Origin of the sequence: Sphingorhabdus sp. (genome assembly GCF_023910635.1) — a bacterium.
In the GTDB taxonomy this organism is placed as follows: domain Bacteria; phylum Pseudomonadota; class Alphaproteobacteria; order Sphingomonadales; family Sphingomonadaceae; genus Sphingorhabdus_B.
In genome coordinates this window covers 49479-63672 of the sequence record NZ_JAAVVZ010000009.1, presented here as the reverse complement: position 1 = coordinate 63672, position 14194 = coordinate 49479, and the positions used below count along the sequence as shown (strand labels likewise).

At 55.0% G+C, this 14194-nt stretch carries 14 protein-coding genes and 1 tRNA gene; 10 read left to right on the top strand and 5 right to left on the bottom strand.

Translation table 11 applies throughout. The features are described 5' to 3' along the window. The first annotated feature begins 62 nt into the window (after positions 1–62). Positions 63–350 carry a PilZ domain-containing protein gene (locus HEQ34_RS07410; RefSeq protein WP_296199279.1) on the top strand — a complete coding sequence of 96 codons (288 nt, stop codon included), beginning with the start codon at positions 63–65 and terminating at the stop codon, positions 348–350. Between the two features lie 34 nt (positions 351–384). Here HEQ34_RS07410 and recG read toward each other — a convergent pair whose 3' ends face one another. Continuing rightward, a complete protein-coding gene (gene recG / locus HEQ34_RS07405; RefSeq protein WP_296199276.1) occupies positions 385–2445 on the bottom strand; it encodes an ATP-dependent DNA helicase RecG in 2061 nt (686 codons plus the stop codon). A 60-nt stretch (positions 2446–2505) separates the two neighbouring features. On the opposite strand from recG, the gene HEQ34_RS07400 reads away from it, so the two are divergent. The 5 genes from HEQ34_RS07400 (at position 2506) to HEQ34_RS07380 (ending at position 8299) form a co-directional block, all read left to right on the top strand. After that, positions 2506–2793 (top strand): succinate dehydrogenase assembly factor 2, encoded by a 288-nt coding sequence (locus tag HEQ34_RS07400; protein ID WP_296199274.1) that lies wholly within the window; start codon positions 2506–2508, stop codon positions 2791–2793. Beyond that, positions 2790–6260: a transcription-repair coupling factor gene (gene mfd / locus HEQ34_RS07395; protein WP_296199272.1), complete on the top strand. Its 3471-nt coding sequence runs from the start codon at positions 2790–2792 to the stop codon at positions 6258–6260. The genes HEQ34_RS07400 and mfd overlap by 4 nt, the downstream gene beginning before the upstream one ends. A gap of 130 nt (positions 6261–6390) precedes the next feature. Further along, entirely contained in the window at positions 6391–7377 is a 987-nt protein-coding gene (gene moaA, locus HEQ34_RS07390) for a GTP 3',8-cyclase MoaA (RefSeq protein WP_296199268.1), read from the top strand. Beyond that, positions 7374–8150: an NAD kinase gene (locus HEQ34_RS07385; RefSeq protein ID WP_296199266.1), complete on the top strand. Its 777-nt coding sequence runs from the start codon at positions 7374–7376 to the stop codon at positions 8148–8150. The genes moaA and HEQ34_RS07385 overlap by 4 nt, the downstream gene beginning before the upstream one ends. 74 nt (positions 8151–8224) lie before the next feature. Continuing rightward, positions 8225–8299, top strand: a tRNA-Asn gene (locus HEQ34_RS07380). A gap of 242 nt (positions 8300–8541) precedes the next feature. Here HEQ34_RS07380 and HEQ34_RS07375 read toward each other — a convergent pair. Further along, a complete protein-coding gene (locus HEQ34_RS07375; protein ID WP_296199264.1) occupies positions 8542–8796 on the bottom strand; it encodes a helix-turn-helix transcriptional regulator in 255 nt (84 codons plus the stop codon). Between the two features lie 84 nt (positions 8797–8880). Here HEQ34_RS07375 and HEQ34_RS07370 point away from each other — a divergent pair, with 84 nt between their 5' ends. Both HEQ34_RS07370 and HEQ34_RS07365 read left to right on the top strand, forming a co-directional pair. Then, positions 8881–9111 (top strand): hypothetical protein, encoded by a 231-nt coding sequence (locus tag HEQ34_RS07370; RefSeq protein ID WP_296199261.1) that lies wholly within the window; start codon positions 8881–8883, stop codon positions 9109–9111. 6 nt (positions 9112–9117) lie between these two features. Next, the gene (locus HEQ34_RS07365) at positions 9118–10011 is read left to right on the top strand and encodes a hypothetical protein (RefSeq protein ID WP_296199259.1); all 894 of its coding nucleotides are present in this window, start codon (positions 9118–9120) and stop codon (positions 10009–10011) included. A gap of 191 nt (positions 10012–10202) precedes the next feature. On the opposite strand, the gene HEQ34_RS07360 is transcribed toward HEQ34_RS07365, so the two are convergent. Next, the gene (locus HEQ34_RS07360) at positions 10203–10772 is read right to left on the bottom strand and encodes a sulfite exporter TauE/SafE family protein (RefSeq protein ID WP_296199257.1); all 570 of its coding nucleotides are present in this window, start codon (positions 10770–10772) and stop codon (positions 10203–10205) included. 44 nt (positions 10773–10816) lie between these two features. On the opposite strand from HEQ34_RS07360, the gene HEQ34_RS07355 reads away from it, so the two are divergent. Both HEQ34_RS07355 and HEQ34_RS07350 read left to right on the top strand, forming a co-directional pair. After that, a complete protein-coding gene (locus HEQ34_RS07355) occupies positions 10817–11443 on the top strand; it encodes a cation-translocating P-type ATPase (RefSeq protein WP_296199255.1) in 627 nt (208 codons plus the stop codon). 70 nt (positions 11444–11513) lie between these two features. After that, positions 11514–11957, top strand: a complete 444-nt coding sequence (locus HEQ34_RS07350; protein ID WP_296199253.1) for a host attachment family protein — start codon at positions 11514–11516, stop codon at positions 11955–11957. Positions 11958–11985: 28 nt separating this feature from the next. Here the strand turns inward: HEQ34_RS07350 and HEQ34_RS07345 are convergent, their stop codons facing one another. Together HEQ34_RS07345 and HEQ34_RS07340 are read right to left on the bottom strand one after the other, a co-directional pair. Further along, positions 11986–12645 carry a response regulator gene (locus tag HEQ34_RS07345; RefSeq protein WP_296199250.1) on the bottom strand — a complete coding sequence of 220 codons (660 nt, stop codon included), beginning with the start codon at positions 12643–12645 and terminating at the stop codon, positions 11986–11988. Beyond that, positions 12635–14134, bottom strand: coding sequence for a PAS domain-containing sensor histidine kinase (locus HEQ34_RS07340; protein ID WP_296199354.1), 1500 nt, complete (start codon positions 14132–14134; stop codon positions 12635–12637). Before HEQ34_RS07340 ends, HEQ34_RS07345 begins: the two co-directional genes overlap by 11 nt. Between the last annotated feature and the right edge of the window lie 60 nt (positions 14135–14194).

The window sequence follows — 14194 nt, the reverse complement described above, 5'->3', positions numbered from 1 at the left end:
GCTGTTTCAATTAAACAGCGCACGGGGTGCTGAGCATGGCGCAAGCCTTACAAAATTCAGATATGAATTTACGTCGCGCGGCGCGGCACCGTGCCAACCATAAGGTGATTGCCGAAAGCCGGCGGCATGGCGATCAGTATATCCATATAGTGAACATTTCTGCGCAAGGGTTTATGATCGACAACAACCCCGGCTACGAACGCGGAGAAAGGGTTGAATTACGATTGCCGATTATTGGCCGGATTGAAGCGCTGGTTATCTGGACAGTGGCCCAACGCGCGGGACTGCAATTTGAACGCGTGCTGCGTTTCCCTGATTTTCAAGTGCTGCTGGACGAAATTAGGCCATGAACCCATATATATCACGCCCTGGTTACAAAAGCCGCTAACCGCCGCGCAGGGTGGCAACACCTGCATCTCTTTCAAATAAGTATAACGCCATCCGCGCCGCCTGACCGCGTTTGCCATCAAGCCCGCCGTCGCGGTCAAGCAACAGGCGCGCATCATCTGCGGCGACGCCAATCAGCGCGCGGACTTGTTCGGGCGTCGCCACGCGAAACGGGTTTTCGCCCGACTGCCTTGTGCCCAGCAATTCACCCGCGCCGCGCAGTTTCAAATCCTCTTCGGCAATGCGGAAACCGTCGTTCGTCTCGCGCATCAACGCCAGTCGTGCCCGCGCTGTTTCGCCAATTTGCGTGCTGCGGACAAGGATGCAGGCTGATTTCTCGGCCCCTCGACCAACCCGCCCGCGTAACTGGTGCAGTTGTGCAAGGCCAAAGCGATCCGCTGCCTCAATCACCATAAGGCTGGCATTTGGAACGTCCACGCCAACCTCAATCACCGTTGTAGCAACCAGCAACCGCGTTTTGCCTGCAACAAAGTGTTCCATGACGACGTCTTTTTCCGGGCCCCGCATCCGCCCGTGCACCAGCGCAACCTGATCACCAAAGCGCAAGCGAAGCTGTTCAGCGCGTTGTTCGGCGGCGGCGAGGTCGCTTTTGTCGCTTTCCTCTATTAATGGGCACACCCAAAACGCCTGTTTTCCAGCGGCGAGATGCCGCGCGACGCCATCGACGAGTTCCGATAGCCGATCCTGCGACATCACCCGGGTTTCAACCGGCGTCCGTCCGGGGGGAAGCTCGTCCAGTATCGAGCTATCCATTTCACCATAAGCGGCAAGCGCAAGGCTGCGTGGGATTGGGGTAGCCGTCATGACCAACAAATGCGGCACGCCCCTGCCCTTGCGGGACAGCATCAGCCGTTGTGAAACGCCAAAGCGGTGCTGTTCATCAATCACCGCGACCGCAAGCGCCTTATAGGTCACAGCTTCCTGAAATATCGCATGGGTGCCAACAAGGATGTGAATGGATCCATCGGCAAGCCCCATCAAAGTTGCCTCACGCAAGCGGCCTTTTTCGCGACCCGTAAGAATCGCAATGTTGATGGGCAGGCCAGAAAGTGTTTTTTGAAGGCTGGCATAATGTTGCCGCGCAAGGATTTCTGTCGGCGCGAGCATCGCCGACTGCATCCCTGCCTCAACGCCGCGCAGCAGCGCCATCAGCGCGACCATCGTCTTTCCAGCGCCCACATCGCCTTGCAGCAAGCGCAACATTGGCCGCGACTGCGCAAGATCGCCTTCAATCTCGGTTATGGCGCGCTGTTGAGCGCCTGTGAGGGCAAAAGGCAACTGTAGCTTTGTCACCAAAGAGCCATCACCGCGTATCGGCACGGCGGTTCTTTTGTCCATCGCCGCGCGGATCAACCGCATCGCAAGTTGGTTGCTGAATAGCTCATCATAAGCCAGCCTATTCCGCGCGTCTTGGTCATCCTTGTTGTGCAGTAGGTTGATAGACTTCGACCAGCTTGGCCATCCCCGACTGGATAACAAGGTCGGTTCAATCCACTCCGCCAAATCAGGCACGTGTTGCAACGATGCCGCCGCCAATTGCCCCATGCGCTTGTTTGTCAGCCCATCGGACAAGGGATAAATCGGTTCGGCCAGCCCCGGCGAGGCGTCGCTGCCGATGGGCACAATATGGTCGGGATGGACCATCTGAAGCTCGTCGCCATAACGGTCCAATTTGCCCGATATTATGCGCGTTTCGCCAACGGGAAGCTGCTTACGCGCCCAACCACCATTCCGGCCAAAGAAAGTCAGCGTGATGTAATTGCCGTCCACATCTGCCGCGAATATGCGTAATGGCGCACGTGGGCTATTTCCACCGCGATGATCCATGACGGTCACATTGAGGATGATGTTTTGGCCCACATCGGCCACATCCAAACGCGACACCGCCTTGCGATAGGTCCAACTATGGGGGAAATGGTACAGAACATCCTTCACCCGTTCCAGCCCAAGCCGCTCCAACGGCTTGGCAAGACCAGGCCCGACGCCCTTTAGTGCACGTATGTCTGCAAATAACGGATTGAGTATATCGGGGCGCATGACTAGGGCCTCTTATAACCCGCAAATCATATTCCACCAGAAGCTTAAAGGAGTCGTGACATGGACGCTGACCCCTATCGTCGCAAACTACATTATCGCGCGCACCACCGTGGCACGCGAGAGGCCGACGCTATGGTCGGTGGGTTTTTCGATCATTGCTCCGCGCAATGGGGCGCGGTTGAGTATGAATGGTTTGAACGTCTGCTGGATGAACAGGATGTTGACATCATGGCATGGGCGCTCGGCACGGCTGCGCCGGACCCGGCCTTTACTGGCCCGTTGATGGACCAGATGATGCAATTGGATTTCATTGTGCTTCCTGAAGGGCTCAGCACCCATAAGTCATGATTGACCTGCAACGCATCATAAACAGCCGCCAAGCACTAACGCTTGCGTCGGTTCCAAATGGCTTTGCGCCGTTGTTGCTGGCGGACCTCACGCGCGCGGCAAAGACTCGTGCGCTCTACATTGCGCCCGATGAATCGGCGATGCGCGCCATTGCGGATGCCGTGCCTTTTTTCGCACCTGAAATCGAAATCCTGATTCTGCCCGGTTGGGATTGCCTGCCCTACGACCGCGCCTCGCCTTCGGTCGCGGTCACCTCGCAGCGCATGTCGACTTTGCAAGCGCTTCAACAGCCTACGAAAAAGAAGCAGCTTGTGGTCACGACCATAAGCGCGGTCATTCAAAAATATGTGACGCCTTTCCGCATTCGCCAGACAGGCGAGCGGTTGACCGCTGGCCGCGAGATAAGCCGCGCACGGCTGGCGTCCTTATTACAATCCAACGGCTATTTCCGCGTGGACACAGTCGCCGACGCTGGCGAATTCGCGATACGCGGCAGCATTGTCGACCTGTTTCCCGCCGGCAGCGAAGTCGGCCTTCGCCTTGATTTCTTCGGCGATGAAATTGAAAGCATCCGCCGTTTTAACCCATCGGACCAACGTAGCATTGATCAGGTCGATCATTTCGACATTTTGCCCGCTGTAGAAGCCTTAATGGATGAAGAGGCCATTAAACGCTTCCGCATAAGCTACCGTGATCGATTTGGCGTCACTGCAACCGGCGACCCATTATATCAGGCGGTATCCGAAGGCCGCAGGCTGTCCGGTATGGACCATTGGCTGCCATTGTTTGAAGAGCGCATGGCGACCATATTCGATCATGTCGGCGCTGACACGTTGGTAATACGCGATAGCGGCGCGACGGCGGCTGGCCAGTCACGGCTCGACTCCATCACCGACTATCACGAAAACCGCGTAAAGGCGCAGGCGGCTGAACCTGGCAGCTATCGCCCGCTCCCGCCCGAAATGCTGTACCTAAGCGGCGACGAACTCGACCAGTTGTTTGCGGATAATGCCGCGCATCTCGTCACACCCTTTTCGCAGCCGGACTCGGCAAATATCGTTGACTTCGGCATTGGTGCCGCGCGCGACTTCGCGCCGGAACGGGCGCAAAAGGCAAATGTGTATGAGGCGGTGGCCGCGCATCTTAAATCGCTTCATGCCGCCAAAACCAAGACAGTCATTGCCAGCTACTCCGGTGGCGCGCGCGAACGGCTGAAGGGGTTGCTGGCGGAGCATAAGGCACCGACGATTGTCGCAGTCGATAGTTGGCAGCAAGCCTTGGGCGTCGCCGCTGGCCAAACCGCCATGGTCGTTCTGCCGCTGGACCATGGCTATACCACGCCCGACCTTGTGGTGCTGAGCGAACAGGACATGCTTGGCGACCGTCTTGTGCGTCGCCAGAAGCGGCGTAAGTCGGCGGACGCTTTCTTGGCCGAATTGGCCGCGCTGACGCCGGGTGACCTCGTTGTCCACCAAGACCATGGTATCGGGCGGTATGATGGCCTGATTTCCATCCCCGTCGGCAATAGCCCGCATGACTGCGTTGCGCTTACCTATTCGGGCGGCGACAAATTATACGTCCCTGTTGAAAATATCGACGTGCTGTCGCGTTATGGTTCAGACAGCGAACATGTCGCGCTCGACAAATTGGGCGGCGAAGCGTGGCAGCGGCGTAAGTCGAAGCTGAAAGAACGTATCCGCGCCATTGCCGGAGAATTGCTCAAAACCGCCGCCGAACGCGCATTACGGGCGGGCGCGGTTATTGAAGTTGATGGCCCTGCTTATGCAAGCTTCGTTGACCGCTTCCCTTATGAAGAAACCGAAGATCAGCTCCGCGTGATTGAAGAAGTGCTTCAGGACCTATCCGCTGGCAAGCCTATGGACAGACTGGTGTGCGGCGATGTTGGCTTTGGCAAAACCGAGGTTGCGATGCGCGCCGCTTTTGCCGCCGCCATGGCGGGGCTTCAGGTCGCTGTCATTGCGCCAACGACCCTGCTGGCGCGGCAGCATTATGCGAACTTTGCCGAACGTTTTCGTGATTTGCCTTTGAAACTGGGGCGCCTGTCGCGGCTTGTGCCCACCGGAGAAGCCACGCAAACGCGTGAGGGCCTTGCCGACGGGACCGTGGACATTGTGATCGGGACGCATGCCGTGCTGGCAAAGTCACTACAATTCAAACGCCTTGGGCTTGTCATTGTGGATGAAGAACAACGCTTCGGCGTTAATCACAAGGAGCAGCTCAAGGCGCTCAAGACCGACGTGCATATGCTAACGCTCACCGCGACTCCCATACCACGCACATTGCAGATGGCAATGTCGGGCTTGCGTGATCTGTCGGTCATTCAAACCCCACCGGTCGACCGTCTGGCCGTGCGCACCTATGTCATGCCGTGGGACCCGGTCGTGCTGCGCGAGGCTTTGCTGCGCGAGCATTATCGCGGCGGGCAAAGCTTTTTCGTTGTGCCGCGCATTTCAGATTTGACTGAGGTTGAGGAATATCTGCGCACCGAAATACCCGAAGTGAAATATGTTACCGCACATGGCCAAATGTCGCCCACACAAGTTGAGGAGCGCATGAGCGCTTTTTATGAAAAGCGATACGACGTGCTGCTTTCAACGACCATCGTCGAAAGCGGCCTCGATATTCCAAGCGCCAACACCCTCATCATCCTGCGCGCCGACCGTTTCGGCCTTGCGCAATTATATCAGCTTCGCGGGCGCGTGGGACGCTCCAAAACGCGCGCATATGCCTATTTGACCCACGAACCCAACCATGTGCTTACGGAGACGGCAGAAAAGCGCCTGAAGGTGCTTGGCGATCTGGATAGCCTGGGTGCAGGATTCCAGCTTGCAAGCCATGACCTCGACATTCGCGGCGCAGGCAATTTGGTGGGTGATGAACAATCGGGCCATATCAAAGAAGTCGGCTTTGAATTGTATCAATCGATGCTGGAAGAAGCGATCCTTGAGGCCCGCGCGGGCGCGCAGGGGCTGGCCAAACCACGTGGCAGCTTCTCACCGCAAATCACCATCGACGCCCCAATCCTTATTCCCGAAGATTATGTCCCCGACCTGTCGGTCCGCATGGCGCTGTATCGCCGCCTGAACGACCTCGAAGAAAGCCAAGACGTCGAAGGCTTCGCTGCGGAAATGACCGACCGATTTGGTCCGATCCCCGAACCCACGCAAAACCTGCTCAAGCTTATCCAGATCAAGCAAAACGCGCTTATCGCGCAAGTCGCCAAGATCGAAGTCGGGGCGCGCGGGACATTGGTCAGCTTCCATCAGGACACGCCGCCCAATATCGCTGGGTTGCTCGCTTATGTCGACAAGCTTGGCCAAACGGCGAAGCTGCGCCCCGATAGCAAGCTGGTGATCAACCGCGTTTGGGGCGACCCTGTGGCGCGATTAAACGGATGTTTGCAACTGTCACGTGGCCTCGCCAGTCTGGCGCGCAAATCGGGCTGAACGCAGCTTCGGGTCAAAGCGTCGAAGCACTTGGGTGTAAACGGCGAAGCGCGCAGAATAATCCTGCCCTCATTATTGCCGCTGTTGGATTAAGCTTTCGTCTGCACGGTTTTGCGCTTACATCGCAAAAATGATTGACGGTTTCGGACGCAATATCGACTATTTACGGATATCGGTGACCGACCGTTGCAATTTTCGTTGCACATATTGCATGCCGGAACAGCAAAGCTTTTTGCCGCATCGCGACCTGTTGACCTACGACGAAATCCTAGTTTTGGTGGAGCGATTCATCGCCCATGGCATCCGCAAAATCCGCCTTACCGGCGGCGAACCCCTTGTGCGGCGCGACATCCATATCTTGATTGCAGCACTTGGTCAGCATGTGCGCAATGGCAGGCTCGAAGAACTGACCATGACAACCAATGGCAGCAGGCTGGAGCAATTTGCCCCGTTGCTCGCGTCGGCGGGCATGAAAAGGATTAACGTCAGCCTCGATACGCTCGACGCCGACGCGTTTCGTCGCATCAGTCGCGGTGGCGATCTCAATATAGTGTTGGCCGGCATAGCTGCGGCGCGCGCGCACAATATGGATGTCAAAATCAACATGGTCGCGCTGAAGCAGCAGAATGAAGACGCGCTGTTGCCGATGGCGCATTTCTGTGCGGAAAATCGGCTTGATCTCACATTGATAGAAACCATGCCCTTGGGCGCTGGCGTTTCGGAACGCGAAGAGAGCTACATTGCGCTTGATGACTTCACCGCGCCGTTGCGCGCACTTTATGATCTCCATCCTTTAGCGCATAAGAGCGCAGGCCCTGCCCGCTATTGGTGCGTCGAACCATTGGGCTTTCGCCTTGGCCTCATCACCCCCATGAGCCATAATTTCTGCGACCAATGTAACCGGATCCGCTTGACCACCGACGGCAAGATTTACATGTGTCTTGGTTCGGAACTGCATGTCGATTTACGCAAAGCGCTGCGTGAGGACACCCTATCAGATGTCGATCATTTGCTTCAAAAGGCTTTGCGGCTTAAACCCCAACGCCATGAATTCGAAACACAGCTTGCGCAGCCCGATTTACGGCTCGCGCGACATATGAACGCAACAGGTGGATGAACCAAAATATGCAACTTGCGATCATCTCATCGGCAACCCCGCAAGCCCGTGAAGCCGAGGCGCTTTTGCGCGAAGTGCATGAATTTGTGCCACTCGACAGCGCCGATGCGGTCATCGTGCTGGGTGGCGACGGGCACATGCTTCAGGTCCTGCACCAATTATTGGAAAGCCGCCGCGACATTCCCGCTTATGGCATGAACCGCGGCACCATTGGCTTTTTGATGAATAGCTGGGACGTGCATGACCTTCCCCGCCGCTTGCAACGCGCCAAGTCCTTTTCTGTCCGTCCGTTGACGACGGAGATAACCACCATCAGCGGTCAAAAATTCACATTGCCCGCGATTAACGAAGTTTCCCTGCTGCGCGAAACACGTCAGGCGGCGAAGCTGGAGATTTCGGTCAACGGCAGAGCAGTCATCCCCGAACTCATTTGCGACGGCATATTGGTCTCCACGCCTGCCGGTTCCACCGCGTATAATTTATCCGCCAATGGCCCCATTTTGCCGCTGGACTCGTCGTTGCTCGCCTTGACGCCCATCAGCCCTTTTCGCCCGCGCCGTTGGAAAGGCGCAATATTGCCCGACCGCTATGTCATCCGGATCAAAATATTGGAGGCGAGTAAAAGGCCAGTGAGCGCGGTCGCAGATCAACGCGAAATCCGGGATATCGCACATGTCGAAGTCGCCTTGGACCGCAACCGCGCGCTGACTTTGATGTTCGATCCGGAACATGCCTTGGATGATCGTATATCGATGGAACAATTTATTGTCTGAACGGGCAATGGGCGCTTGCCAAAAGCAAAAAAGCGCTGCTATAGGCGCGCCTCTGCCTGAACATATCGGGCTGTTCCCTGGTAGCTCAGTGGTAGAGCAGTTGACTGTTAATCAATTGGTCGGGGGTTCGAATCCCTCCCGGGGAGCCAATAATTTCAACGACTTAAGTGCATCCCCTTCGGGGAAACACAAATGCCGGTTGAACAAAGGTTTTACCTAGGTTTCACCGTCATCTTGCAGCTACTTATCATGCTGACATTGCAGCGCGGTTACTTACACCCCCCCACTTCAAAAACCTACCCATCCAGACCACACCGGGTGGCACCCCCTATTCTGGCCTATTAGCACGGCAGGCCGACATGCTATACCCCCTTGCAGAAGCGAGCGCTCATCATTCTTGGTTTCCATGCAAAGCCTTTGACGCCTCGGTTAATATTGCAACGGGATCCTCGCCTAATGCATCCATGATTATAAGAAATTCGATTACATCCAGCCGCCGTTCGCCACATTCAAACTTTGAAACGAACGACTGTGGCTTGTTTAATTTTTGGGCGAGCTCGATCTGACGCATACCCGTTCTTTTGCGCGCACCCACCAAAAGGGCGGCGAAGACCAAGTAAGGTTCGCTGTGGACCGATTTTTTCATCGGCCATCTATCTATAACCCCTTGTAGTATATCCCATATTGGGATATTTGGATTCGGATTTACAACTTTTGAGGGAGAAACCTAATGTCTGCTGTTCTTTTGATTACCCCACTCATGCTCGCTACTGCTGCGCCTGCCTATACCATTCAAACACCTGTTTACAGCCATGCCACCCAAACTGCATTAGGCGCAACGCTGGCAAGTAGCACGGCTTACTGCTTCACTACGACCACATTTAGTGGCACTCAGACTTTCGCTTATGACGGAAAGCCAACGGACAGCGATAACGATAGCGACCAACGAGGCGATTGCTAAAACATAATGCTGCTCCTATTTTCAGGCTCGTACGATGGGACAGTTGATCAGATTGTCCTGTCGTACGGTGAAGACGTTTTTCGTTTCAACTACGACCTGTGGCAGGAATATGATCTGTCGTTCACAGAACATGGCTGGATGATACGAAACCCCACTGGGCGCGAGATCACTTCCGAGTCCGTCACCGGAGCCTATTGGTGGAAAGCTTTTGCGTTCTTCACGCAAGACGATAAATTTGTTCAAGCAGAAGTGAAGTACACTCTGCGCGATATATATGGCTGGTGCCAAGCTCGGGGCCTAGCCAAGGGCAACTCGATTGATTTCCATAACAGGCTTGGGAAAATGACGATCCTTGGACTTGCCAGGGAACATTTTTCTGTCCCCGATACACTAGTAACATTTCGAAAATTTAATGCGTCAAGGTTTGATAACGCTCAAATCGTGGCGAAAAGCCTGGCATCTGAGTTATCGGATAGCAAGGGCGCTTTGATGACCACGCAAGTGGACATTGCGCAGATTGATCCCTCATTCCCTTGGTATTTGCAATCCAAGATTGACAGCGCTTGGGACGTGACTGTGTTCTATTGCGACGGGCAGTCGTTTCCCTTTCGTAGAAGTCGCGCGGGGCTTTCCGGACTTGACTGGCGAGCAGATCAAAATGTTGAAATGCTTGTTGAAGAATGGGAACCAATGGCTCTGGGCAGCACGTTCGCTGACAAAATACTCAGCTTGTCAAATAAGCTGGGCGTCGAATTTGGGCGCTACGATTTCATGACAGTTGGCGATACCGACGACTTAGTATTTCTTGAATTTAACGCCAATGGGCAGTGGGTGTTTTTGGATCCCTTCGATAAGCACGGGCTTCTTGATTGCGTAACAAACTGGCTTCGATCCTCTTAGAATTGGGCAACAAAGTCTTCGAGGGCCCTTGACCGTGCCTATACTGCGCATCATTGACCACAGAGTTATCCGTCGATGAAGATATCCGCCAGTATGACGCAATTGCCCCGAGTTGTATTCCCACCTTGGAACACCCAAACCCCGCTATTTTCCACCATCCGAAGCAGCCATTTTTTCTGGCTCAGCAATCTCTAAACTGGCCCATGGGCCTGCCAGAGTAGCCGGAGCGCGGCATAGCCGACCAGTGAGGCCGTCAGCACCCGTAATAAGCGTGGGGAGAGATAGCGCATGCCGAACAGGCTGCCGCATTGTCCGCCGACCAACACAGCGCCGAGTAGCAGTCCATATTGCAGCGCAGGCTCGGCAAGCGAATGCGCCCCTGATTTCAGTATTTGACCAAGCAAGCCCGCCGCCGAGTTGATCAATATGTAAAGCGACGCGAAGGCGGCGATGCGGCGTGGCTCTGCCCACCGGATCAGGTGTAAGACTGGTGCCATGAATATGCCGCCGCCGATACCCGACAGGCCAGCGAGCAAGCCTACGCCGCCCGAAAGCGCCAACAACAATGGCTTTGGAACTGCGCGCGGCGTCATCTTATCCGCTTGGAGAAAAAGCGCGATGGCCGACGCCAACAATGCGCCACCCAATATCGTGAGGAACATGACCTGTTTCAGCGGCACCAGCCCGCCTGCAAAGGCGAGCGGGGCAGATACCATCAGCAACGGGAGAACTTGCGGCCAGGACACCAAGCCAGCGCGCACAAAGCGGATGCTGCCGCCGTATCTACGACAATATCCGCAAGGCGATGGCGTTTATCTTTGCCGTGCATGTTCCAATTGCTGGATTTGCGCTGATGCCGTTACTCCTCGGTCTTCCCATCCTGTTTGGGCCGATCCATATCGCATTGCTCGAAATGGTGATCGACCCGGTGTGTGCTTTTGTCTTCGAGGCCGAAGAGGAAGAGCCTAACATCATGACCCGTCCGCCGCGCGCACCGGACGAGCGTTTATTTTCCTGGACCATGATTGCCTGGAGCATTTTTCAGGGCGCTACCGCCTTTGCGATATTGTCAGGCATTTACGCTTTTGCACTGTGGCAGGGCTTCGCAGAAAGCCATGTCCGGACACTGGTGTTTTTCACCCTCGTCGCCGCCATCCTGTCGCTGATCTTTGTGAACCGGTCCTATGCTGCTTCGGTTATCTGGGCGTTGGGACGAAAGAACAAAGCGTTGCTCTATGTCCTATTGAGCCTCGTAGTCATGTCGTTCCTCATGTTGTCTGTGCCCATGACTACTACCTTGCTGAAGTTCAGTTCTTTGAACGCATCAGATTTTTTCTTGGCTTTTGCGGGGAGCGTCGGTGTTCTGCTGTTCCTGGAGGCGATGAAACCGGTCTTGTTCCGGCAGCCGCCCCGCAAGACTATCGATCCGTAGCAATACCTATCGCGCAGCGGGTCACGATCGGTAATGATCGTGGTAATTGTTCAAGGATAGGGGATGGAGCATGCTGATTGCCCATGATATGCTAATAATGGCCTTAGACGGTGCGCGGATGTCGCTGTTCCGGAACAAGGGTAGCGTGCGGGTGCCACAACTGGAACTGCTCATCGAAGAAGTGCAGAATTCGCCTTCGACAGCTGAGCTTGGCAATGACCAGCCTGGGCGTAGTTTCCAGAGCATCGGCCACGCGCGCGGCGCCTATGAAATGACAGACCTGCATCAACAGGCTGAAGATGAATTTACTCTGGAAATGGCCGAACTGTTGGTCTTCCACATGCACGATGATGACAGGCGGGCAGTCCTGATCGCGCCGCCACATGTATTGGGCCTAATGCGGAAACATTTGCCTAAAGACATCAAGGCGCGGCTGATAGCCGAAATAGACAAGGATTATGCCGGTCGCACCGCGTTAGACGTGGCCAAATTGCTGGACATGTATGAAGCATGAAATCCTGTCGGTGGCATAGACAGCAGAATCATTGTTCGGGCTGAGGCAGCGCCGTTTGAACGGGCACGCTTGTTTCGCCATTATCCTCAGCAATGAAAGCGATGCGTAACGCCTCAGATAGGCTGCGTACCCGCAGCTTTTCCATCATATTGGCACGGTAAATTTCAACTGTGCGCGGCGATATACCCAAATCATAAGCTATCGTTTTGTTGGGATAGCCCGCGACCAGTCCGTTCAGGACATCATGCTCTCGCCCAGTAAGGCTTGCCAGCCGGATTTTTGCCTCTCCCGCTTTCATATCGCGATCATCCGACCGGTCAATGCGGCTCAATGCCTCTTCAATCGCATGAAGCAGATCTTCTTTCTCATAAGGCTTTTCGAGGAAATTGACGGCGCCCGCGCGCATCGCCTTTACCGCTGCGGCAATATCGCCATGCCCGGTAAGAATGACCACTGGCATATCAATGCCGCGTACGGCCATTTCTTGCTGAACCTCAAGCCCGTCAATTTGGGGCATACACACATCTAACAGCACGCAGCCGCGCTCCGCCAGTTTGACTGTTTTCAGAAATTCGACACCCGATATATGGCTTTCAACTCGGTATCCAGCATGTTTCAGCATGAACGCCACCGACCGACGCACGCCATCGTCGTCATCAACAACATGAACGAGTTTTTCAGCTGACATGTTGACCCTCCTTCAAGACACGCGGCAAAGTGAACCTGAAAATAGTCCCCACGCCGCGTTCAGATTCCACCGATATATGGCCGCCATGCGCCTCGATTATTGTGCGACAAATCGACAGGCCCATCCCCATCCCCTGCGCTTTGGTCGTGATAAAGGGCTGGAACAATTGGGCTATCAATTCGTCCGGAACACCGTGCCCACTGTCTGAGACCGATATTTCCACCTGCTCACCGCCCAGTGGACGGGCGCGAATTGCCAAGTGTTTGGTAGGAGATTCTGCCATTGCCTCTATGGCATTGCGCATAAGATTAACCATGACCTGCTGAATTTGCACGCGATCAGCAAGCACATTGTCGATATCCGGTGCTACTTCAATTGACCAAGATACCCCCTGTTCGCGTGCGCCCACCAGTCCCAGCGTCGTCGCATCATTGATCAGGTTATTCAGCGGCAATATACGACTGTCAATTTCTCCCTTAGAAACAAAATCGCGTAGCCGCCGCACTATCTTGCCTGCTCGCATAGCTTCTTTGGAGCTCTCATCGAGGGCTTCACGCAGTGAACTGATAGCTGTGGGTTTGAAGTCGTTTACCAGATCACGGCTCGCAGTCATATAGTTGGCAATCGCAGTCAGCGGTTGGTTCAATTCGTGTGCCAGTGCAGAGGCCAGCGTGCCGACCGCGCTTAGTCGCGAAGTATGTACTAGCTCGGCCTGCAATTCCTGCATCCGTGCCTCTGCCTCGAACTTCTCCGTCAGGTCACGTATAAAACCCGTAAATGCCTTGTGATCCCCCGTCCGCGCTTCACCGACGGATAAATCCATCGGGAACTGGCTGCCGTCCTTTTTCAGTCCCTCTACAACGCGGCCAATGCCAATAATCCGCTTTTGGCCTGTTTCGAGATAGTGCTGCATATAATCGTCGTGCATGCCGCGATGGGGTTCTGGCATCAGCATTTTTACATTTTCACCCAGCACTTCTTCTTCGGAATAACCAAAAAGCGTTTGTGCTGTGCTGCTAAAGGAAGTGATCGCTCCGTGCTCGTCTACAACGATCATGGGATCAGGCACCGTTGCGAGTACCGCTGAAAGCAAGGCTGCATTGCCTGAAATGCTGCGGAGATTGTCTTCACGCGCGCTGACGTCCCGTGCAGTAACCACTATCCCAGCAAGGCTACCATCCTTCTCCTTTAGCGGTGCCATCCGGCATTCCACCGACCTACGCTCACCGTCGATGGTGTGAACGTCAAGCGATAGAGGGGGATCGCCGTTTTTGCGCTTGTCCGCTAAAATGTTCATATAGCGCGTTTTGAATAGTTGCGCATGCGCCGGATCGATCAGCGACAACGGCGCGTCATGCGGCACTTCATCGAACGAGTTTACACCAAGCAACTCAAGGCCAGCAGGGTTGATATGCGCCAGTCGGTGATCCAGCCTTATGATCGCCACAGCCTCCTGCAATGTCGCCAGAATTGCGTCTGTGAATCCCATCCGGTCAAATTCAACAGTGCCGGAACTTGTATCCAACGACTCGCTCCCCTTATGAACAAG

What these genes read in the sequence shown, in the direction of transcription:
- HEQ34_RS07410 (WP_296199279.1), top strand. Translation starts at nt 63, where the DNA reads ATGAATTTACGTCGCGCGGCGCGGCACCGTGCCAACCATAAGGTGATT.
- recG (WP_296199276.1), bottom strand. Translation starts at nt 2,445, where the DNA reads ATGCGCCCCGATATACTCAATCCGTTATTTGCAGACATACGTGCACTA.
- HEQ34_RS07400 (WP_296199274.1), top strand. Translation starts at nt 2,506, where the DNA reads ATGGACGCTGACCCCTATCGTCGCAAACTACATTATCGCGCGCACCAC.
- mfd (WP_296199272.1), top strand. Translation starts at nt 2,790, where the DNA reads ATGATTGACCTGCAACGCATCATAAACAGCCGCCAAGCACTAACGCTT.
- moaA (WP_296199268.1), top strand. Translation starts at nt 6,391, where the DNA reads ATGATTGACGGTTTCGGACGCAATATCGACTATTTACGGATATCGGTG.
- HEQ34_RS07385 (WP_296199266.1), top strand. Translation starts at nt 7,374, where the DNA reads ATGAACCAAAATATGCAACTTGCGATCATCTCATCGGCAACCCCGCAA.
- HEQ34_RS07375 (WP_296199264.1), bottom strand. Translation starts at nt 8,796, where the DNA reads ATGAAAAAATCGGTCCACAGCGAACCTTACTTGGTCTTCGCCGCCCTT.
- HEQ34_RS07370 (WP_296199261.1), top strand. Translation starts at nt 8,881, where the DNA reads ATGTCTGCTGTTCTTTTGATTACCCCACTCATGCTCGCTACTGCTGCG.
- HEQ34_RS07365 (WP_296199259.1), top strand. Translation starts at nt 9,118, where the DNA reads ATGCTGCTCCTATTTTCAGGCTCGTACGATGGGACAGTTGATCAGATT.
- HEQ34_RS07355 (WP_296199255.1), top strand. Translation starts at nt 10,817, where the DNA reads ATGGCGTTTATCTTTGCCGTGCATGTTCCAATTGCTGGATTTGCGCTG.
- HEQ34_RS07350 (WP_296199253.1), top strand. Translation starts at nt 11,514, where the DNA reads ATGCTGATTGCCCATGATATGCTAATAATGGCCTTAGACGGTGCGCGG.
- HEQ34_RS07345 (WP_296199250.1), bottom strand. Translation starts at nt 12,645, where the DNA reads ATGTCAGCTGAAAAACTCGTTCATGTTGTTGATGACGACGATGGCGTG.
- HEQ34_RS07340 (WP_296199354.1), bottom strand. Translation starts at nt 14,134, where the DNA reads ATGGGATTCACAGACGCAATTCTGGCGACATTGCAGGAGGCTGTGGCG.